The organism is Hymenobacter defluvii (assembly GCF_017589435.1).
Lineage (GTDB): Bacteria > Bacteroidota > Bacteroidia > Cytophagales > Hymenobacteraceae > Hymenobacter > Hymenobacter profundi.
In genome coordinates this window covers 80,775-100,225 of record NZ_JAGETX010000009.1, presented here as the reverse complement: position 1 = coordinate 100,225, position 19,451 = coordinate 80,775, and the positions used below count along the sequence as shown (strand labels likewise).

23 protein-coding genes are annotated in these 19,451 nt (G+C 63.2%); 20 read left to right on the top strand and 3 right to left on the bottom strand.

The genetic code is table 11. The features are described from left to right. Window positions 1–121: 121 nt before the first annotated feature. From J4D97_RS15720 to J4D97_RS15675, 11 genes are all read left to right on the top strand, one after another. On the top strand, window positions 122–466 hold the full coding sequence (locus tag J4D97_RS15720; protein WP_208308374.1) for a VOC family protein: 345 nt from the start codon (window positions 122–124) through the stop codon (window positions 464–466). Between the two features lie 80 nt (window positions 467–546). Then, window positions 547–909: an NADH-quinone oxidoreductase subunit A gene (locus J4D97_RS15715; RefSeq protein WP_243900348.1), complete on the top strand. Its 363-nt coding sequence runs from the start codon at window positions 547–549 to the stop codon at window positions 907–909. Between the two features lies 1 nt (window position 910). Beyond that, the gene (locus J4D97_RS15710; RefSeq protein ID WP_208308373.1) at window positions 911–2,893 is read left to right on the top strand and encodes a hypothetical protein; all 1,983 of its coding nucleotides are present in this window, start codon (window positions 911–913) and stop codon (window positions 2,891–2,893) included. Window positions 2,894–2,902: 9 nt separating this feature from the next. Beyond that, window positions 2,903–3,805, top strand: a complete 903-nt coding sequence (locus J4D97_RS15705; RefSeq protein WP_208308372.1) for a complex I subunit 1 family protein — start codon at window positions 2,903–2,905, stop codon at window positions 3,803–3,805. Next, window positions 3,802–4,317 (top strand): NADH-quinone oxidoreductase subunit J family protein, encoded by a 516-nt coding sequence (locus J4D97_RS15700; RefSeq protein ID WP_208308371.1) that lies wholly within the window; start codon window positions 3,802–3,804, stop codon window positions 4,315–4,317. The genes J4D97_RS15705 and J4D97_RS15700 overlap by 4 nt, the downstream gene beginning before the upstream one ends. Window positions 4,318–4,325: 8 nt before the next feature. Continuing rightward, the gene (nuoK, locus tag J4D97_RS15695; RefSeq protein ID WP_133658818.1) at window positions 4,326–4,637 is read left to right on the top strand and encodes an NADH-quinone oxidoreductase subunit NuoK; all 312 of its coding nucleotides are present in this window, start codon (window positions 4,326–4,328) and stop codon (window positions 4,635–4,637) included. Then, window positions 4,634–6,592, top strand: a complete 1,959-nt coding sequence (locus J4D97_RS15690) for an NADH-quinone oxidoreductase subunit 5 family protein (RefSeq protein ID WP_208308370.1) — start codon at window positions 4,634–4,636, stop codon at window positions 6,590–6,592. The genes nuoK and J4D97_RS15690 overlap by 4 nt, the downstream gene beginning before the upstream one ends. An 18-nt stretch (window positions 6,593–6,610) precedes the next feature. Further along, on the top strand, window positions 6,611–8,086 hold the full coding sequence (locus J4D97_RS15685; RefSeq protein ID WP_208308369.1) for a complex I subunit 4 family protein: 1,476 nt from the start codon (window positions 6,611–6,613) through the stop codon (window positions 8,084–8,086). Continuing rightward, window positions 8,079–9,455 (top strand): NADH-quinone oxidoreductase subunit N, encoded by a 1,377-nt coding sequence (locus J4D97_RS15680; protein ID WP_243900347.1) that lies wholly within the window; start codon window positions 8,079–8,081, stop codon window positions 9,453–9,455. The genes J4D97_RS15685 and J4D97_RS15680 overlap by 8 nt, the downstream gene beginning before the upstream one ends. A 423-nt stretch (window positions 9,456–9,878) precedes the next feature. After that, window positions 9,879–10,004, top strand: coding sequence for a hypothetical protein (locus J4D97_RS23755; RefSeq protein ID WP_279592446.1), 126 nt, complete (start codon window positions 9,879–9,881; stop codon window positions 10,002–10,004). Window positions 10,005–10,096: 92 nt separating this feature from the next. Further along, window positions 10,097–10,393 (top strand): heavy-metal-associated domain-containing protein, encoded by a 297-nt coding sequence (locus J4D97_RS15675; RefSeq protein ID WP_208308368.1) that lies wholly within the window; start codon window positions 10,097–10,099, stop codon window positions 10,391–10,393. Between the two features lie 310 nt (window positions 10,394–10,703). Here the strand turns inward: J4D97_RS15675 and J4D97_RS15670 are convergent, their stop codons facing one another. The 3 genes from J4D97_RS15670 to J4D97_RS15660 are packed head-to-tail and all read right to left on the bottom strand — an operon-like array spanning window position 10,704 to window position 14,042. Next, window positions 10,704–11,321 (bottom strand): AraC family transcriptional regulator, encoded by a 618-nt coding sequence (locus J4D97_RS15670; RefSeq protein WP_208308367.1) that lies wholly within the window; start codon window positions 11,319–11,321, stop codon window positions 10,704–10,706. 1 nt (window position 11,322) lies between these two features. Beyond that, on the bottom strand, window positions 11,323–11,700 hold the full coding sequence (locus J4D97_RS15665) for a cupredoxin domain-containing protein (RefSeq protein ID WP_208308366.1): 378 nt from the start codon (window positions 11,698–11,700) through the stop codon (window positions 11,323–11,325). Window positions 11,701–11,723: 23 nt separating this feature from the next. Then, complete coding sequence (locus J4D97_RS15660; RefSeq protein WP_208308365.1) at window positions 11,724–14,042, bottom strand: heavy metal translocating P-type ATPase; 2,319 nt, start codon at window positions 14,040–14,042, stop codon at window positions 11,724–11,726. A gap of 425 nt (window positions 14,043–14,467) precedes the next feature. On the opposite strand from J4D97_RS15660, the gene J4D97_RS15655 reads away from it, so the two are divergent. From J4D97_RS15655 to J4D97_RS15615, 9 genes are all read left to right on the top strand, one after another. After that, window positions 14,468–14,719 carry a heavy metal-binding domain-containing protein gene (locus tag J4D97_RS15655; RefSeq protein WP_208308445.1) on the top strand — a complete coding sequence of 84 codons (252 nt, stop codon included), beginning with the start codon at window positions 14,468–14,470 and terminating at the stop codon, window positions 14,717–14,719. A gap of 261 nt (window positions 14,720–14,980) precedes the next feature. Beyond that, complete coding sequence (locus tag J4D97_RS15650) at window positions 14,981–15,529, top strand: hypothetical protein (RefSeq protein ID WP_243900346.1); 549 nt, start codon at window positions 14,981–14,983, stop codon at window positions 15,527–15,529. A 169-nt stretch (window positions 15,530–15,698) separates the two neighbouring features. Continuing rightward, the gene (locus tag J4D97_RS15645) at window positions 15,699–16,094 is read left to right on the top strand and encodes an HYC_CC_PP family protein (RefSeq protein WP_208308364.1); all 396 of its coding nucleotides are present in this window, start codon (window positions 15,699–15,701) and stop codon (window positions 16,092–16,094) included. A gap of 389 nt (window positions 16,095–16,483) precedes the next feature. Continuing rightward, on the top strand, window positions 16,484–17,023 hold the full coding sequence (locus J4D97_RS15640; protein ID WP_208308363.1) for a heavy metal-binding domain-containing protein: 540 nt from the start codon (window positions 16,484–16,486) through the stop codon (window positions 17,021–17,023). Between the two features lie 50 nt (window positions 17,024–17,073). Further along, a complete protein-coding gene (locus J4D97_RS15635; protein ID WP_208308362.1) occupies window positions 17,074–17,685 on the top strand; it encodes a helix-turn-helix domain-containing protein in 612 nt (203 codons plus the stop codon). Between the two features lie 68 nt (window positions 17,686–17,753). Continuing rightward, on the top strand, window positions 17,754–18,131 hold the full coding sequence (locus J4D97_RS15630; RefSeq protein WP_208308361.1) for a DUF6799 domain-containing protein: 378 nt from the start codon (window positions 17,754–17,756) through the stop codon (window positions 18,129–18,131). 176 nt (window positions 18,132–18,307) lie between these two features. Next, window positions 18,308–18,526, top strand: coding sequence for a hypothetical protein (locus tag J4D97_RS15625; protein ID WP_208308360.1), 219 nt, complete (start codon window positions 18,308–18,310; stop codon window positions 18,524–18,526). Window positions 18,527–18,562: 36 nt separating this feature from the next. Then, window positions 18,563–18,799 carry a hypothetical protein gene (locus J4D97_RS15620; protein WP_208308359.1) on the top strand — a complete coding sequence of 79 codons (237 nt, stop codon included), beginning with the start codon at window positions 18,563–18,565 and terminating at the stop codon, window positions 18,797–18,799. A gap of 115 nt (window positions 18,800–18,914) precedes the next feature. After that, complete coding sequence (locus J4D97_RS15615; protein ID WP_208308358.1) at window positions 18,915–19,304, top strand: HYC_CC_PP family protein; 390 nt, start codon at window positions 18,915–18,917, stop codon at window positions 19,302–19,304. Window positions 19,305–19,451 lie beyond the last annotated feature (147 nt).

Here is a 19,451-nt window from a genome sequence, read left to right as displayed (position 1 = left end):
CAGCGTAACGCTTGGGATAACCAGCCGCCGCACCAGTGACTGAACAAGAGCTGTGTGCCCCCAGCGTATTGGCAGCCCTGGCGGCCTGCCAAAAAAACGTCGTACGACTTACCTGCCTAGGATGACCAACGAGCAGCCAATTTTTGCTTCTGACCTGCCGGCTTCCGCGCATTGGTACACGGATGTGCTCGGGCAACCGGGCACGCCTACACCGGACGGACTACGCTATGACCTGATGAACGGCTACTCCCTGCTGCTCTCCGCGCGCGGCCAGCCCGCTAAAGTCGTCTTGCCCGTGCCGCAGGCGGCGGCTTACCAGCAGCGGTTTGAACAGCGTGTCACCGTCAGCGGCGAGAATCAAGGACGGATTCTGGAAACCCAGCCGGATAGCGTAACCCTGGTTGACCCCGCCGGCAACCACTTGCAGTTCATGACAAGCCAATCCGCCGGGCCGCCAGATTGCTAGGGCCGCTGCCCGCCACATCTTTATTTAGCCTTTAAATTCCAGCGAATGACAACACTTTGTCCTATCGTGAGTCGTGGCCTATGAAAAGCATCCCGCACTACCTGCTACTCCTGGGTATGCTGGTGGTTACCGTGGCGTTTGCGCTCGTGCTGTATCTGCTCAAAGCCTCGCTGGGCAAGCCGCTGGCCGAGCCTGGCAAGGACGTGCCTGCCGAGAGCGGCCAACTCGCCCTGAAACCGGCCTGGGTTCGCTACCATGTGCACTACTATGGCTTTGCCCTGCTCTTTCTGTGCTTCGACATGGAGATGGCATTCATGTATCCCTGGGCGGTGGTGTACAAAGAATTAGGTATCACGGCCCTGCTGGACATGGGCGTTTTTCTAACAATTCTCTTTCTGGGCCTGGTGTACACCTGGAGCCAGGGCGGGCTAAAACGCCAGTAAGATGCTGTCAGCCTTCGTGTTTGGGGCCCGCGCGGGCCGGCTGAGTCCATGGAAGCAGTGGCTCATGAAAACCGGGTTTCAGACCCTGAAGGTGTTCGCAGTGCCGGGCGAGGACGTGCTCCGGGCCCTCGGATTAGAGCTGGCCCCAGCCGGACTGACTATTGCCCGAAACCCGCGCGAAGCCGATATACTGCTGATAACAGGGTCTTTGCCGTCCGGCCTGGCTGAAAACGCGGCTGTGATTTTTGCTCAACTGCCCCGACCGCGCCTGCTGGCCGTGATGGGGGAGCTGGAAACTGCCCCTCTGCCGGCTCCAGGTATTCGCCTGCCACTCAATCAAGAGGGCCTGCTGGCGCTGCGCCCCGAAGCCTGCCGCCTGCTAACCGCCCAGGGCTGGGCCCCGGAAGCGCAGCCCTTTGCCCCGGCCTTTATCGAGCAGGTTATCGCGGGGCAGCAGGAAAAAGGCGACCACAAAGGCCATGGCAGCATGGACCACCGCGCTATGGAGCACGGCGGCATGGATATGGAGGGCATGATGAAAGACCTGGACCACTCCGGCATGAAGCCCCAGCCGGATGCGGCCGCATTGCCTGCAAACGGGCCGCATGAGCACCACCCGATGCCGGAGGCGGCCGACAAACCGTCTGGGAAGGAGACTGCTAAGGAGCCCGCGGCGAACGACCAACACGCGCATCAAACGATGCCGCCGACAGACCCAAAGGAGCCGCCTGCACCGCCCGCAGTTGATTCGCCCGACCCCGGCCCCCACGCCGAGCACCACCAGCCTCCCGCCGCCCAGGCCAGCCACGACCACGCGGCCATGCCGGCCGGCCCCATGCCGCACGCCGAAGGCATGAACATGCCGGACATGATGGGTGACCAGATGAAACCGGAAGCGGAAGCGGGCACGGAAATGCCAGGCATGGATATGAGCGGCATGGACATGAGCGACATGGACATGAGCGGCATGGATATGGGTTTTATGTCGATGGTGGAGATGACCAAAGACCTGCCCCGCAGCCCCGACGGCTTAGCGATGGAAGCCTCGGAAGCCGCTTTCGGGCCCTTCTTCCCCGGCCTGCCCGGCGGCCTGAACCTGCACCTGCACCTCGACGGCGATACCGTGACCAAGGCCGTGATTACGCGGGGCAAGCTCGACCAGGACCGGGTGGACTGCCTGCCCCTGCCGGCGCGGGAGTTTGCCCCCTGGCTGGCTGGCCTCGACCCGCTGACGCCGGCGGCCTACCACCTGCTGGCGCACCGAGCCCTGGCGCAGGCCACGCGGCTGCCCGCAACGGGGGGCCTGCCGCAGCTCATCCTGCTGGAACAGGAAAGAATAGCCAGTCACCTCAACTGGCTGATTGACTTTGGCGTGACCATCGGGCACGCCTGGCTGCGGCAGGCAGCGGAGCACTTGTACTGGCAGCTACGCCAGGTGCCGGACCAGCCGGCGGCCGTGACGGCATTCGTGCGGCAGGTGCGGCGGCTGCCGCTACTCCGCCAGTCACTGACTGCGGTAGGCCAGATTCCGGCCCCGCTGCTGCACCACGCCCGCGGGCCGGTGGCCAGGGCCGCGGGCGTTTCTCACGACGCCCGTCAGCTCGACCCGCTCTACCAGCAAGTAGGCTTTGAGCCCGTCGTGCTGACGGAAAACAACGTGTGGGGCCGCCTGCAGGCGCGCTTGCAGGAAATGCTGCAAAGCCAGGAATTAGTGCACCAGCTCGGCGCGGCGCCGCCTACCCCTGCCTTCTCCAGCACTGACCAGGCCGCCGCGGGCACGGGCCGGGCCTCCGTGGAAACGCCGCGGGGCACGGCCACGCTGGAAGTGACACTGCAAGGTGGGCAGGTAACGGCCTACACCCTGCACGCCCCCTCGGCCCTGCACGTGGCCCTGGTCAATGAGTTCGTTCGGGAGCAGGAGTTGGGCGACGCACTGAAAACCATTGCCTCGCTCGATATTTCACCCTGGACCATCACCGCTTAGCTCCGCCTTATGGAAAATCCGCTTACCCTGCTGGTCGTGCTGCTGCTTTTTGGTGGCGGCGTGTACGCGCTGGCGGTGCTCGAATACTGGTCGGTGGCCGGGCAACTGGCCTGGGGCCGGCCGGTGCGCCTGGCCCTGCACCTGCTGCTGAAGGAAGAAATCCGCCCCCGCCAGGCGGATACCGTTTTCTACGAAACCGCGCCGGTGCTTTTCCTAGCCACGGCCGCGCTGGCCGCCGCGGTGCTGCCCTGGTCGGCCAACGCGCCCTTGCTGGGCCTGGCCACGGGGGCGCTGTTCGTGAATGCCGCCTTCGCCTACGTGATGGTGGCGATGCTGATGGGCGGCTGGGCCGTGAACGGGGTATACGCCATGCTGGGCGGCTGGCGCTTCCTGGGGCAGCTCATTGCCTACTCCATGCCGCTGGTGATGGCCCTGACCGCCACCGTGATGCGGGCCGAGTCCATGCTGCCGGCCCGCATCGTTACCTCCCAACGGGAACTGTGGAATATCGTCTACCAGCCCATCGGCTTCGGGCTGTTCTACCTGGCGGCGCTGGCGCTGGCCTTTCTGCCGCCCTTCGACTTTCCGGTGGCGGCGGGGGAGCTGGCCGGGGGCGTGTGGGCCGAGTTCACCGGAGCCCGGCGGCTGCTGTTCCGACTGGGCCGGCTGCTGCTGATTATGACCCTGGCGCTGACCGTAACCGTGTTTTTCCTGGGCGGCTGGCAGGGGCCTTGGCTGCCCGGCTTCGCCTGGACGTTCCTCAAAACGCTGCTGGTGGCAGCCTCCTTCTTCGGGGTGGGCCGCTACCTGCCGCGCCTGCGCTACGACCAGCAGCTGGAGTGGAGCTGGAAGTACGCCACGCCGGCGGCGCTGGTCAATATTCTGTGGGTTGGTATTCTGCTCTTGCTATGACGCCGCTGCAACTGCTTTTCCTGGGGGTGTTCGGCCTGGCAGCCATCTGGTTCGGCTGGCGGGTGTTCCGCACCAAGTCGATGGTCCGCTCGGCCCTGTCGCTGCTGGCCGCGATGGTGGCGCTGGGCGGCATGTTCCTGGCCCTGGACGCCGAGTTTCTGGGCGTGCTGCAAATCATGATGATGGCCGGCGAAATGAGCATCATGGCCTTTTTCATGATGATGTACATGATGGACCCCGGCGGCCTGAGCAGCATGGACATGACCCACCAGCAGCGGCCGGCCGCCGCCGTGGGCATCGGCGCCGTGGGGCTGGTACTGGCCCTGGCCCTGCTCACGCCCTGGCCGCCCGCGCAGGCGCTGGCCCCTTCGGCTACGCAGCAGAACCACGACCTGGGCATCGAGCTGATGACCCGCTCGATGATGATTTTCGAGACGGCCGGCACCAGCATTCTGGTCGCCATGATTGCCGCCATCGCCACGGCGCTGGCCTACCCCAAACAACCCGATTAATCCGACCTATGGCCCTTACGATTTGCCTGAGTATCGCCGCCGTGCTGTTTGGTATTGGCCTCTACGGCGTCATCAGCCAGACCAACCTGGTGATGATTATGATGGGCGTGGAGCTGATGCTGGCCGCGGCCATGCTCAACCTGGTGGCGTTCTGGCGGCTGCTGCACCCCCACACCTACGCCCTGCAGCTATTCGTGCTGGTCGTGATGACCGTGATGGCCCTGGAGGCGGCCGTGGGCTTTGCCCTGGCTACCCAACGCTTCCGCAGCCGGGGTTCGGTAGAAGTCGAGGAGGCCGCTGATTTAAAGGAAAACGCATGATGGCCCTACTGCTCCTTGCGCCCCTGCTGGCCGCCCTGCTCATTGTAGTTCTGCGCCGCTGGCCGGCCGCGCTCGGTCTGGCCGGCAGCCTGGGCTGCCTGGTGGGGGCCGGGGGGCTGCTCTGGCAAGTGCGCCACCACCCGGTGGTGCGCTTCCCCTTGCCCGGGCTGCCGGGCTTGCCTTACGGATTGGGAGCCACGCCTTTCACGGCCCTGCTAGCCGTAATCGTCGCCATGGTGGCGCTGCTGATTTTCGTTTACGCCCGCGGCTACATGGCGCACGAGCGGGGCAAGGTCTGGTTCTGGGCCAGCATGTCGCTGTTCGTGGCGGCCATGCAGCTGCTGGTGCTCTCGGCCGATTGGCTGCTGTTCGTGACGGGCTGGGAGCTGATGGGCCTGGCCTCTTTCCTGCTGATTGCCACCTGGCACTGGGAGGATAAGGCCCGGCAGGGGGCCGTCAAAGCCTTTCTGCTCACCCGTTTCACCGATTTAGGTCTTTACCTGGGCATTATCATCATCCTGCTGCAGTCCGGCACCTCGCTCATCCAAGCCGAGCGGGGCCCGGCCATTCCGCTGGTGGGGGCGCTGGCGCTGCTGCTGGCCGTGATGGGCAAGTCGGCGCAGGTGCCTTTTCAGAGCTGGCTGGCCGGGGCAATGGCCGGGCCCACGCCGGTGTCGGCCCTGCTGCACTCGGCCACGATGGTAGCCGCCGGGGTCGTGCTGCTGCTGCGCGCCTACCCGCTGCTGCCCCCGGCCAGCCTGCCTTACATCGGCGCGGTAGGCGGCGCGACTATCGTGCTGACCGGCCTTACCGCCCTGTGCAGCAACGACATCAAGCAGCTGCTGGCGGCCTCCACGTCCAGCCAGCTGGGCTTCATGCTGGTGGCGCTGGCGGCGGGCTTTCCGGGTGCGGCCGTGGGCCATCTGTTCGCGCACGCCTTTATGAAAAGCAGCCTGTTTCTGAGTGCGGGCCTGTTTCAGCACCAGAACGAGAGCACGCTCTTCGCCCGCATCAGCGGCAGCGGGCGCACGGCCCCGGTGGCGCTGGCCGGCTGGGCACTGGCGGGCCTGGCGCTGGCGGGGGTGCCGCCCCTGGTGGGCTACTGGTCGAAGGATGCCATCCTGGCCGCCGGTCTGGGCGCCGGCAATCCGGCGTGGTACTTCGGCGTGGCGGCAGGGGGGGCGCTGCTCACGGCCCTCTACATCGGCCGGTCGCTAGGGCTGCTGTGGCGCGGCCCGGCCCGCCCGGCGGCCGCTGCGGCGGGACTCGGCCTCATGCGGGCCGGGCTGCTGGGGCTGGTGGGGTTCGTGGTCGTGGTCGGCTTTTTCCTGGCTGACGTGCTGCGCTTCGTCGGCTACGCGCTGCCCGAAGCCCGTGCGGCCCAACTCACCGGCCTGACGGCCGCTGCGCTGGGCCTGGGCCTGGGCTGGTTCCTGCGGGCGGCCGACTTCGAGATGCCGGTACTCCGCTTCGTGCAGGACAACTACCCCATCGGCGGCGGCTTTCCGGCGCTGGTGGGGCGGCCCACGCTGGCGCTGGCCGCCGCGTGTGGCCGCTTCGACGAGTACCTGCACGGGCAAGTGGTGGGCCTGGGCGGGGCCGTGCTGGCGCTGGCCGGGCGTGGGCGACAAGCCGATACACGCCTCCGGCAAGCCGCCTCAGCGGTAGGGCCCGCCACCCTGGCCCTGGCCGCCCACGCCCGTCGCGCCGATACGCGCCTCTGGCAAGCCGCCGCGGGAGTAGGGACCGCCACCGTGGCCTTGGCCGCCCGCGCCCGCCGCGCCGACGCTGGCCTGTCCGCCGCGGTGCAGGGCCTGGCCGGCGCGTTCCGGCAAGCCGGGCAGCTCAGCCGGCCGGTGCAGTCGGGGTTGGTACACCGTGAGCTGCTGTGGACGATGCTGGGCGTACTGGCGCTGGTAGCAGCGCTGTTTATCTCGCTTTTTCGCTGGTTTTAACGGGTTTTTCTTGACTGCATGACTCTCCCCCTTCTTTCCCTAAGCGTATTTCTGCCGCTGCTGGGCGCCGCGCTCCTGCTGCTGCTCCGGTCGCGGGGCCGGCGCACGGCCTTCACCATTGGCATCGGCACGGCCGCCCTCACGCTGCTCGCCACCGGGCTGGTGTGGGCGCGGGGCGTGCCCGGCGGCTTCGCGCAGCTGGAAGAGCTGCCTTGGATTCCGGCTATCGGTGCGGCCTACCGCCTGGGCGTGGACGGGGTGAGCCTGCCGCTGGTGCTGCTCACGGCCACGCTGTTCCTGGCGACCCTCATTTACTCGGCCAACACCCGCGAGCAGCCGGCCAGCTTCGTGGCGCTCATGCTGCTGCTGGAAACCGCCTGCCTGGGCGCCTTCCTGGCCCTGGACCTGCTGCTGTTCTACGTCTTTTTTGAGGTAACGCTGGTCGGGATGTACTTCATCATCGCCGGCTGGGGCCACGACAACCCCAAGCAGGCCGCCCTCATGTTCTTTATCTACACGCTGGTGGGGAGCCTGTTTTTGCTGCTGGCCATCCTGGCGCTCTACCTCGGGGCCGCTCCGCACACCTTCGATATGCGGGCGCTGCTGGCCCATCCGCCCCTGGGCGGCACGGCGGCGGTTCTTACGTTCGGGGCGCTGGCGCTGGCCTTCGCCATCAAGACGCCGCTGTTCCCGTTTCATACCTGGCTGCCCACGGCCCACACCGCCGCCCCGGCCGCCGGCAGCGCCATTCTGGCCGGGGTGCTGCTGAAGCTGGGCTGCTACGGCTTCATCCGCTTTGGCCTGCAAATGACGCCCGACGCCTTCCGGCAACTGGCCCCCTACGTGCTGGGGCTGGCCGTGTTTTCGGCCCTCTACGGGGCCTTCGCCGCCCTCGGCCAGACCGACATCAAGCGCATGGTGGCCTACACCAGCGTCAACCACATGGGCTACGTGGTGTTCGGGGTAGCGGCGGCGGCTCTGAGCCCGGCCGGCGGCCCCTTCGGCCTCGACGGGGCCGTCTTGCAGATGGTGAGCCACGGCATCGTGACGGGCGGGCTGTTCCTGCTGATTGGGGCGTTGCAGGACCGCACCCACACCCGCGACATGGGCCAGCTCGGCGGCCTGGCCCCGGCCTACCCCGTACTGAGCGGGCTGTTCATCCTGGCCAGCTTCGCCTCGCTGGGCCTGCCTGCCCTGGCCCACTTCCCGGCCGAGTTTCAGATTTTCCTGGGCGGCTACCAAGTGGCGCCGGTGGCCACGGCCCTGCTGCTCGTGGGCCTCATCATTACCACGGCGCTCTACCTGCGGGCCATTCAGCGGGTGTTTCTGGGCGAGCAGCCCGCGGTGCTGAGTCCGCTGGGCGACCTGGACGCGCGGGAGCTGTGGGCCATCGGGCCGCTGGTGGTGCTCATCGTGCTCATTGGCATTTACCCCGAGTTGCTGCTGGGCCTGATTCACGCCACGCAGCGCCTCATCATGGCGGGCCATGAGTAGCGGTGGCGGCATGGACATGAAGCGCGACCTGCTGCTGGTGCTGCCGCAGATTCTGCTGCTGCTGACGGCCGTCGGGGCGCTGGTGGCGGAGATGCTGCGCCGCCGCCGGCTGGGGCTGGGCACGGCGCTGGTCGGGCTGGGCGCGGCCGGGGCCGCCGCGCTCCGGCAGTTGGGCGCGGATACCACGGCTTTCTCCGGCACCTTCCGGGTGGATGCGCTCAGCCACTGGGGCGTGCTCATTCTGGCCCCGGCGGCGGGGCTGTGCTGCCTGCTGGCCCGCCAGGAGCTGCGCGGCACTCCCCGCGAGGGCACCGTCTACAGCCTGCTGTGCTTCGGCACGCTGGGCGCGGCGCTGCTGGCTGGCACCGGCGACCTGATGTTTCTGGTGCTGGGCCTGCTCATCAACAGCCTCAGCGGCTTCGCTCTGGCTGCCTACCCCAAGACCAAAGCCAGCACCGAGGGGGCCCTCAAGTACTTCATCTACGGCACCGTGACGACGGGCATTCTCATCTTCGGCCTCACCTACTGGGTGGGCATCACCGGCGACACGCTGCTGACGTCCCTGAGCCGGCCCGGACTGCCCCCGCTGGCGCTGGCCTTCGGCTTCGTGACCCTGCTTACCGGGCTGGGCTACGCCGCCTCCATCTTCCCCTTTCACTTCTGGACGCCCGACACCTTCGAAGGCGCGCCGGTGGCGGTAGCCGCCTACCTGTCGGTAGTGCCCAAAATCGGGGTGGTCTTCGCCCTGGCGCAGGTAGGCCGCTCGCTGCCGGCCAACGGGCCGGTGGCCTGGCCGCTGGTGCTGGCCGTGCTGGCCGTGGCTTCCATGACCTTCGGCAACCTGCTGGCCCTGCTCCAGCAGAATATGGTGCGCCTGCTGGCCTATTCCACCATCGCGCAGGCGGGCTATTTCCTGCTGGGCGTGGTGGGCCTGCCGGCCGGCGCCGGGGCGCGGCGGGCCCTCATCGTCTTCGCCGCCGCCTACGCCGCCATGAACATCGGAGCCTTCGCCGTGGTGCTGAGCACCGGCAAAACCCTGGCCGATTTCCGTGGGCTCGGTACCCGACGGGTATTTGCCGCCGCCGCGCTGAGCGTGTTTTTGTTTTCGCTGGTGGGCATTCCGCCCCTGGCCGGCTTCGCGGGCAAGCTGCTGCTGTTCGAGGCGACGATGGCCGCGGGCTATACGTGGCTGGCCGTGGCCGCCGTACTCAACAGCGTGCTTTCGCTGGCCGTGTACCTGCGCATTGTCGCCGTCATGTATTTCGGCGGCACGGGGGAGACACCGCAGACGGGGCCGGTTTCCTGGGCCGGGCAAGCGGTAGTAGTGACTTGTTTTCTGGTTACAGTCCTGCTGATGTTCGTATTCTAGATTTTTAGGTCGACAGCCTTGACTTAATGGGAGCGAAATGGCCCTGTAAAGCAACAAGAGGGAGAGCTGACGTATGCGGCCTGATTCGGCGGGCCTCGTCCCCGCGGCCGTTGGTCTCAATAGTGTTTCACAAATGTTTATTGAGGCCGTTTGTGGGGCATTTACTAGATAAGCAATATGCTTGGCGGAGTTTCGATGCCCGAAGCGAGCCGGCAAATCTTATAACTTCCAGGCGGAATTATGACAAACCTACCTGTCAAGGAGGGGGTATAATAGTAGGTACTGCAACGCTACTTTTCACCGACCAGCCCAACTACCATGAAAAATGCGCTGCCCTGCTGGTTTTAACGCCATACGAAGGCATATGGCATTACAGCATCGGGCCAGCAGCCTTTGCGCATATTTCTTCCCAATCCCAACGCTATGATGCGTGGAATGAACATGAACGGCTATTGCGGCAGCATGGGCATCGGCATGATGCTGGTGGGATTGGGTTTCGTGCTGCTGCTAGTAGGGATTTTATGGCTGTTTAAACGGCTTCGTAAATAAGCATCAAGGCACCAAGCCAGGTATGCTAATCGTTCTGTCCCTCCACCTGGGGCCGTATTGACCGCTTTTGTCCACCCTCTAATTTTTTTGTTATGGAAACTGTCCGCATCAATAATCCCGACTCATTAGTGCGGGAAACCTTTGCCGTTGAAGGTATGACCTGTGGGTCCTGCGCCGGAACGGTCCAGCGCGCCCTGTCCGCCGTGGACGGCGTGAGCACTGCCACGGTTGAGGTGGGGTCCGCGTCGGCTACCGTTACGTACGACTCGACCGTGGCGCGTCCCGTGGACCTTAAAGCGGCCGTGGCCCAGGCGGGCTACACGCTGCACGACCAGGCTGAGGCCCCAGCCAAAGCACCCCGGAGTAAAGGCGGCGGGTGTTGCTGCTAATCCGGCGGCACCCTACGCATGTAGAACAGCGCTACGACCGACAAGACCGGTGGTAGCGCTGTTCTTTGTTTTTTCGACCCGACAGTTCACTAGCTCTTTCAACAGGCGAATTTTTGGCCTCCCCAAGTAGTGGCCTTGTTATAGTGTCTGGCGCCTGTGCAAGGACAACAAATGCGGTAAAGCATCAAAAAGTATGGATTACTTCTGTGCTCTTGCCAGTAAAGGTCCAACTGCGTGAGTAATTTTTTACCCAGAGCCCTCATCGATGTCCACGTGAACTATTTGCCCCACACTTTTTGATGCTCTCCACTTAAATCAAGTCATCGAGGCTGCGGCGGCCGGCGCTGCCGGGACCCAGGCGCTGAAATTCCGAGGGTGAGAGGCCCGTGACCTGCTTGAATTGGTTGGTCAGGTAGGCGGCACTGCTGTAGCCCAACTGCTGGGCTACGTCGGCTACCGTGGCTTCCTGGTAGCTAAGCAGCTCCTTGGCGCGCTCTACCTTCTGGCGGATGATATACTTCTCCAGCGTCAGGCCCTCGTGAGCGGAAAACAGTTGGGACAGGTAGTGGTAGTCCCGCTGCAGGCGTTGGCTGAGGTAATAGGAAAAGTTGTGCATCCGGTCGGCAGGCGCCGTGTAATGCACCAGTTCCAGCACCAGCGTTTTGGTTTGTTCCACGAGCTGGCGGGCCAGGTCCTCCACCACTTCAAAGCCTACCTCCTCCAGGCTGGCGCGCACGGCGGCCAGCGGTAGTTCGCCGTCCGGGGGGGTGAGCACATCGGCCGCGCCCAGGGTCACGAACTGCACGCTCAGGCCCACTTCCTCCAGCTTGCGGCGTACCATGCGCACGCATTGCGGGCACACCATGTTGCGGATAAACAAGCGGGAAGTACCCGGAGCAGATGACGGCAAGCCGGCAGGAAGGTTCATGTTACTTGACAACGAGGCTCCCCCGCAGCATGTGCATGCCGCAGGTAAACTCAAACTGGCCCGCCTGCTGGGGCAGCAGCTCCACGGCCGTTGTTTGGAAGGCGGGTAGGTCGCGGCGGATGCTAAAGTCGGGGAATAAAATCTCTTCCGAACAGCTGTTTTCCTCGTCGCGGTAAAAGTTGAGCTGCACGGGCTTGCCGCGCTCTACTTCAATCACGTCGGGCGAGTAGCCGCCTTTTACGGTGATGTCGACCTGCTGCACCCCCGCACTGGTAGACACGGCGGTGGCCACCCGGTGCGGCGCAAAAAAGAAAAACCAGACGACGAAGCTTATCAGCCCCGTCACGGTAAAAGTAACCACTAGTTGAGTCGTATCCATAAGCGTATGAGAGGTCCGGGCGCTTAGCGCGCACCGGCTGTGAAGCCGCGCAGGCGCAGCGAGTTGGTGAGCACCGACACCGAGCTCAGGGCCATGGCCCCGGCCGCCAGCATGGGCGAGAGCAGCCAGCCCGTGAACGGGTAGAGCAGCCCGGCCGCGATGGGAATGCCCAGCAGGTTGTAGAAAAAGGCCCAGAATAGGTTCTGCTTGATGGTGCGCATGGTCTGGCGCGACAGGTCAATAGCCGTCACCACGCCCTGCAGGTCCGAGCGCATGAGGGTGATGCCCGCCGCTTCCATGGCCACGTCGGTGCCGCCGCCCATCGCCAGGCCGATGTCGGCCTGGGCCAGGGCGGGGGCATCGTTGATGCCGTCGCCCACCATCGCCACGGTGCGGCCCTCGGCCTGCAGCTCCTTCACCTTGCCGGCTTTGTCGGCCGGCAGCACTTCGGCAAAGAAGCGTTTGATGCCCACCTGCTCGGCCACCGCCGCCGCCGTCTGTTGGTTGTCGCCACTCATCATCACCACTTCCAACCCCTGGGCCTGCAAGGCTTGAATGGCGGCCAGGCTGGATTCTCGCACCGTGTCGGCCACCCCAATCAGGGCGGCCACGTGCCCGCCGATAGCGGCGTAGAGCACCGTTTTGGCCTGGTTCAGCAGCTGGTTTGCCTGCTGTTCGGTGGCCGAGGACACTTGCACCTGGTTTTCCTCCAGCAGGCGGCGGTTGCCAATAAGAATCTGTTGCCCTTCCACATCGGCTCCAGCCCCACGGCCTTCATAGGCCTGGAAGCCGGTGGCGGTGGCAGACGTTCCCCCGCTGGCGTCGGCATATTTTACCACGGCCTCGGCCAGCGGGTGCTCGCTCTGCCGCTCCACGGCGGCCAGCAGCGGCAGCACGCCGGCGGGAGTGCCCCCGTTGGTGAGCACGAAATCGGTGACGGACGGCTCGCCGCGGGTGATGGTGCCGGTTTTATCCAGCAGCACGGTGTTCACCTTGTATGCTTTTTCCAGGGCTTCGGCGTTGCGAATCAGCACACCGTGCTCGGCGCCCTTGCCGGTGCCCACCATGATGGCCGTGGGCGTGGCCAGCCCGAGCGCGCAGGGGCAGGCAATGATGAGCACGGCCACGAAGTTGACCAGGGCCAGCGGCAGGCGCAGGTTAGCCGGCGTCAGGTCGAACCACAGCCCGAAGGTGAGCAGGGCAATAATGATGACTACGGGCACGAAGACGGCGCTGATTTTATCGGCCAGCCGCTGGATGGGCGCCCGGCTGCCCTGGGCGTCAGAAACCAGCTTCACAATCTGGGCCAGCATGGTGTCGGCGCCCAACTTGCTCACCCTGAAACGGAAGGACCCGGTTTTGTTGAGCGTGGCGCCAAACACGTTGTCGCCTTGTTTCTTCTCCACCGGCAGGCTCTCCCCGGTGAGCATGGCCTCGTCCACGGCCGATTGCCCTTCCAGTACCACGCCGTCGGTGGCCACCTTTTCGCCGGGGCGCACCACCACCACGTCGTCGAGCTGCACCTGCTCGATGGGGATGTCCACTTCCTGTCCAGCCCGCACCACGCGGGCGGTCTTGGCCTGCAGGCCCATTAGCGCTTTGATGGCCGCCGAGGTCTGGGTTTTGGCGCGGGCCTCCATCACCTTGCCCAGCAAAATCAGGGCGATGATGGTGGCCGTCGTGTCGTAGTACACCTCCGGCATCAGGCCGCGCTGCATAAACCAGTGCGGCAGCACGGTGGCCGCCAGGCTGTAGAGGAAAGCCGTGCCGGTGCCCACGGCAATGAGCGTGTCCATGGTGGCCGTGCGGTGGCGGAAGCTGCTCCAGGCGGACTCGAAAAACTCCCGTCCGCTGTAGAAAATAACCGGCAGGGTCAGCACCAGCAGCCCGTAATTCAGGAGCGGCGTGGACACCCGCGCCGTCATGGCGGGCCAGAGCATAAGCATGCTCAGGGGCATGATGAGGGCGGCCAGCCAAGCCGCGACCTTAAAGCGGCGCTTGAGTTGGGCGTAGCCCTGGGCTTTGCGCGCTTCGAGCTCGTCGTCGCTGGCCAGTGGGCTGGTTGAGGCGGCGGTGTCGAGCACCTCGTAACCGGCCTGCTGCACGGCCGCCTTTAGTCCCGCCCGGTCAATTTGAGCCGGCCGGTACTCGACGGTGGCTTTCTCGCTGGCCAGGTTGACCATCGCGCGTTCCACGCCGGGCGTGCGGGCCAGGGCCTTTTCTACGAAGTTAGCGCAGGAGGCGCAGGTCATGCCCTCGATGTTAAGGGTAGCGGATTCGGTTACGACAGAAGCAGGGCTACCCGTCGGGACTGCGGGATTAGGCAAGTGCTTAGGCTGCATAAAACATGGGGGTTGCAGCACCACCGACAATGGCAGGTGCAACTCCTTAAACAGTTTGTAAGGGCAGAAAGATTGTTGGAATTTGCATCGGGACCTGTAAGATTCGGTGATGCTGGTCCTGACGGGCAAAATTTCCACGGCCAGCTTGTAAGATTGGTAGATTTCGAGGATGCACTGTTGACCATCAGTTGGCTATAGAAGCCTGCTTTTTACGTGGTAAAAGGCTTTCTGACGGTGATAAAGGCGAAAACATCAAATGAGCAGACCATGAACAGCCCCCATTGGTCAAAGATGTTCTTCCCAACTTCGCCGCGGCTGGCTGCGTTGGGGAGAGCCTCATAAAGCTTGCCGCTTCAACTCAACCCTTGCTTGCCTTGCCGGCCGTTCGGTGGCCAGGCATTAAATTTTATCACCAGTCCAGACCCATGAAAAGTATTTTGCTCCACGGCTTCGCCTTGGCCAGCCTGCTGCTAGCCACCGGCTGCTCCGACAAAGGCAGCGCCCCGACCGATACAACCACCAGCACCACCACGGCTCAGCCCGCTTCGACGGATGTACACGGCCCGGCTGTTGAGCCAAAGGCCGCCCAGTACACCTGCCCCATGCATCCTGATGTAGTTTCCGACCATCCCGGCAAATGCCCCAAATGCGGCATGGCTCTGGTGAAAAAGAGTTAGAAATGAGGCCGTGCGTAGCTGGGTTGGAAACAGCATTTGCCAACCACTGAATTGGGGCCAAGTACCAAACCGTAGTTTTTCACGCATTTGCGGCCCCTCACTACCTCTTCCGGCCTTTGGCACCAAGACACTCCGTGCCAGGGGCCGGCTTTGCGGGAAATTAGTGACAACTACCAGCCGCTCCTGTCCACGCGCGGTTGGGACCAGCCAGCGGTTGGTGCAGCCTGTTAATCGCCTCCTTATAGCTATTTCAGCCACCACATGATGACCAACCTTACCCCGGCTATGTTCGCGGCGCCAACCATTGCCTTGGCCGGCACGGTGTGGCTGTATATTTATTTCCGGAAAAGTGCTGCGGATAAGCTAGTGTTTCAGCGATTTATGCGCTGGGTGACTGCGCTGGCTTTTCTGCTGAACTTTGCTTGGGAAATACTTCACTGCCCCTTGTATCAGGGCGGCGCCTACGCGCTGGCGCACATCCCCATGCTGGCCCTGGCCTCGCTGGCAGATGCCATCATGGTTGATTTACTGTATCTAGGCTTTGCGCTAGTTTATCAGAACGGTCTGTGGGCACAGCCTCTGACCCTTTTACGCGCCTTCTGGTTGATGGCGGTGGGCGGCGTGGGAGCCATCTTGTTTGAGGTAGCCCATTTGTCAGCTGGAAACTGGGCGTATACGGATAAGATGCTCCTTATTCCGGGCACAGGAGCCGGTCTGAGCCCCGTGCTGCAATTTACCCTCCTGCCGGTACTAATTTATAGCCTAAGTTTCCATCTAGCTACCCCCAAAGCAGATTCTAAACTTGTTTGAGAATGCCCGGCAAGGCCGCAGTCAGCGGCTTTTTTAGTCCTGAAATAGGCAGACACCTACGGAAGAGTACTTTAATCTTACAACTTTGGGGTGGGAATTTTATACCAACTCTTGCGTTTCTGCCTCGTATTTTTGTGGGTACGTATGCTAAGGCCTAGTGGCCCTCTCTGTGAAACGTCTTACCAGCTTATTTCTGCTCTTTGCGTATCTGCTCTCCAGCCCTGGGTTGGTGTACAGCATGCATTTCTGCGGTCAAAGCTTGGAAGGAGTTTCCATTAAGCAGCAAATCCCCCGCAGTTGCTGCTGCCAGGCCATGCGCGCCCCAGCCCGCGGCTGCTGCCACGACCAGGTCGTAACCAGTTCCGTTAAGGACGTAAAGCTCACAACGAGCGGCGTCAAGGTTGCCGCCCCGGCCATAGCCCCCGCTCCGGCGCTGCTGCCGCTGGTATGGCACCTTAGCACGTTTACACTCCCGCTCGATGAGCCGGAATCCGGGCTCACGGCCCACGCCGCGCCCCCGCCCGAGTGCCCCGCCTACGTGCGCGGGCATGCTTTTCTTATCTAGCTAATTGCTCCCCTGCCAACCCCGGCCTTTATCCAGGCACCGGGGCTTTCGGCCATGGGCTTCGCGCGTTTATCCGCGCCTGGACGCCTCATTCGGCGTTCCACTTTTCGGCTTCTATGCCGCTGTCTTTAGCCCGTGTGGCCCTTACCCTACCCGGGTAAAATAGCGCACCTGCCAAGACCCTTTCTCTCCTGCTGGCAATACCCTGACCAATCCTTTGGCCGGCTTTGCTGCAGCTAATCATTTTTTCAGGGACTTCCGGCCGCTCGTCATTCCGCATCACACGCTGCTGATTTCGGGGCCTGCTCCCGCCAAACTTCCCTTCACACCCTGGGCTTTGTGCCGGCGGCCCTCCCGCCGCGGCAGCCGGGGCAACCCCATTCCTGTTTATGAAAAAGTCACTGTTTTTGCTGGCGCTCCTAGTGGGCCTCCAGCACTCATCCCCGGCGCAATCCACCCAACCTTCTGCTGCCGCGCCTACCTATCAGGCCAGCGGCGAAACCCACGCTCATCCCTCCCCTCATGGGGGCGTCGTGCACACGGCGGGCACTTATCACATCGAGGCGGTGCAGCAGGGGCAGCTGCTGGCCGTGTACTTGTTCGACGGAAAAATGCAGCCGCTTTCCAATCGACAGGTTACGGGAACGGCGCTGATTGACCGGGGTGGCCAACCCACTTCCCTGCCCCTAGCCCCCGCGGGCAGTGACCGGTTGCAGGCTGTGCTGCCCAAGGGGGCGGCTCCGGGGGCCGTAACCGTGCAATTGAAACGCGACGGCCAGTCCATCAGCGCCCGCTTCGAGTCGCTGAAGGAGGCCTCGGCAACGCAAAAGGCCGCCGCCGCTTATGCGTGCCCCATGCACCCTTCCGAGACCAGTGCCGTGCCGGGTTCGTGCCCCAAGTGCCACATGGCCCTGAGAAAGCGTAGCTAAAGGCGGCGGGGTAGACCCGCCGCCCCCATTAATCTAGTCTTGTTGAACCCATGGCCGACGCCGGTTCCACCGTATTCTACGTCAAACACATGGTATGCCGGCGCGGCGTACTGGTGATGCGCGAGCTCCTGCACTCGCTCGGCCTGACGGCCCGTCGGGTAGAGCTGGGCGAAGTAGAGGTTGCCGAGCCGGCACAGGCCATCGACTGGGCACAACTGCGCGAACAGCTGGTAGCCGAAGGGTTTGCGCTGTTGGAACTGCAAGCCCCGCACGAGCACTTAGTGAACGACATTAAGCAAACGGTTGCGGACTTGCTGCGCACGGCTCCCGAAGAGCTGCGCTGCGGCCGCTGCCCCCAAATCCTAAGCCAGCGGCTGGGCCGCAAGTTCTCGTACCTGAGCAACGTTTTTTCGACCTCGCAGGGCCTGAGCCTGGAGCGCTACATCATCGGCCAGCGCATCGCCACGGTGGAACAGCTGCTGCGCAGCTCCGGGATGGAGGTTGGGCGCATTGCGCAGGCATTGGGCTACAGCAGCCTGGGGCATTTGTCGCGGCAGTTTCGGCAGGTCAACGGGGTTTCTCCCACGGACTACCGCCGGCAGCTCGAAGGTGACCCGGCGGCTAATCTTACAGGATTGCCCCGAGAATTATACCAATCCTAACCGCTGGATAAGAAGTAACCCAACTGGGAATTCTCCCGGCAAATTTTTCACCCTTTCGCTTATCAACCATGAAAAAGTTCACATATCTCCTCTCCGTGCTGCTCGTTACCGGGCTCACTACCGTCGCCACTGCCCAAACGGCCCCTAAGGCCAAGTCGGCTAAAGCCGGCAAGTCCATGGACAAAATGTCTATGGACGGTTGCATGATGAAAGACGGTAAAATGATGATGATGAAGGACGGCAAAATGATGCCCATGACCGAGAACATGACCATGAGCGACGGCTCGATGTGCATGACCGACGGCACCTGCATGAAAAAGGACGGCACCAAGATGACCATGAAGGACGGTCAGTGCATGATGATGGATGGCAAAATGTCTTCCATGAGTGAAATGAAGAAGGGCGGCAAAATGAAGTCCGGCAAGATGGGCAACATGAAAATGTAAGTAAAAATGTAAGTATTAGAAGGCCAGGGCGTCGGCCGCAGTAGACCAGTTTAAACACGTCCGCCGACGCCCTTGGCTTTGTTAATCAATGCTTTCCTTTTTTTCTGGAAGCAACCAGGGGCCCGCATAGCCCGAAAATTTTTAAAATCTCTTCTCAACTTTTTGGCTTCGCTATCATGAAAAAGCTCGCCTATCTGCTCCCCGTTTTGCTGCTGGCCGGCTTCACACTCGCTTCCTGCGAGCACTGCAAAACCGGTGACCCGACCCCGGCTCGTACGCTGACCACGAGCGAAGGGCAAACGGCTACGACGGCCTCCACGACTGCGTCGTCAAGCGCTTGCACGATGCAGAACGGCCACATGGCAATGAACGGGTCGATGATGAACGGAAGGTAGCGTTATCACCTCAGTACACCTTATCAACTGCTTCCCATGGTATATTCTGCCGATTTAACCGACGACCAGGACTTTGACACCTTTCTGCGGCGCGCGCTGTCGTGTTTCCCCAAGCAGCAAGGAGCCGCTCAGGGCTGGGAACGCTTAGCGCCGCGCCTCGCTACCCTGTCAAGCGTGGAGCCCCTATCCCCTTTGCAGGTAGCTACTCTGCTGGTTGACCGCCCTGGCCCTCATGTGTTTGACCGCGTTGCCGGCAACGTGTTGTCCGCCTAAGCTTGCAAGCCCCCGGCTCAATTCTGTAATACCCCCGGCCTGGCTGGTCGGTACCTTTGTAATCTAAAGTCCTGAATCTGTTCGCCTTGGTGAGGATTCGGATAACACTTCTCTTTTGAAACGCCTCCTTAGCTTTTTACTGCTATTCGTGTACCTGCTCTCCAGCCCTGGGCTGGGGTTCAGCATGCACTACTGTGGCCGGGTGCTGACGGACGTTTCTATACTGGCGGAAACGCCCAAGTCCTGCTGCCCGCCCAGCCAGGCGCCCTGCGGCAGCTGCCACGACAAGCACGTAAGCAGCCCGGCGCACGAGGCACCGCTACTCGCCGCCACTACCTTGGCGGCACTGGTGCCGGCGCTGCTGCCTGAACCCCTGGCGTTCCCCAAACCAGCGGCGCGGCCCTGGCTCCTGGCACGCAAGCGCAAGAGCCCGCCGGTAGAGGTCTGGACAGCAGTCCCGCCGCCCTGGCCGGTGTACGTGCGCGGCCACGCGTTCCGCCTATAGCCTCGAAGTGAATTGCGTTCCGCTCCCGGCCCCCAAAGCCGGGTTGACGGTTATGAACGCCGTTGAGGGCGGTCCTGCGTAAGTAATAGCGGCGCCGACCGGGAACAGCTGTTCCCTGTTCTCATTTTTACTTCTTGCAACCTTAAT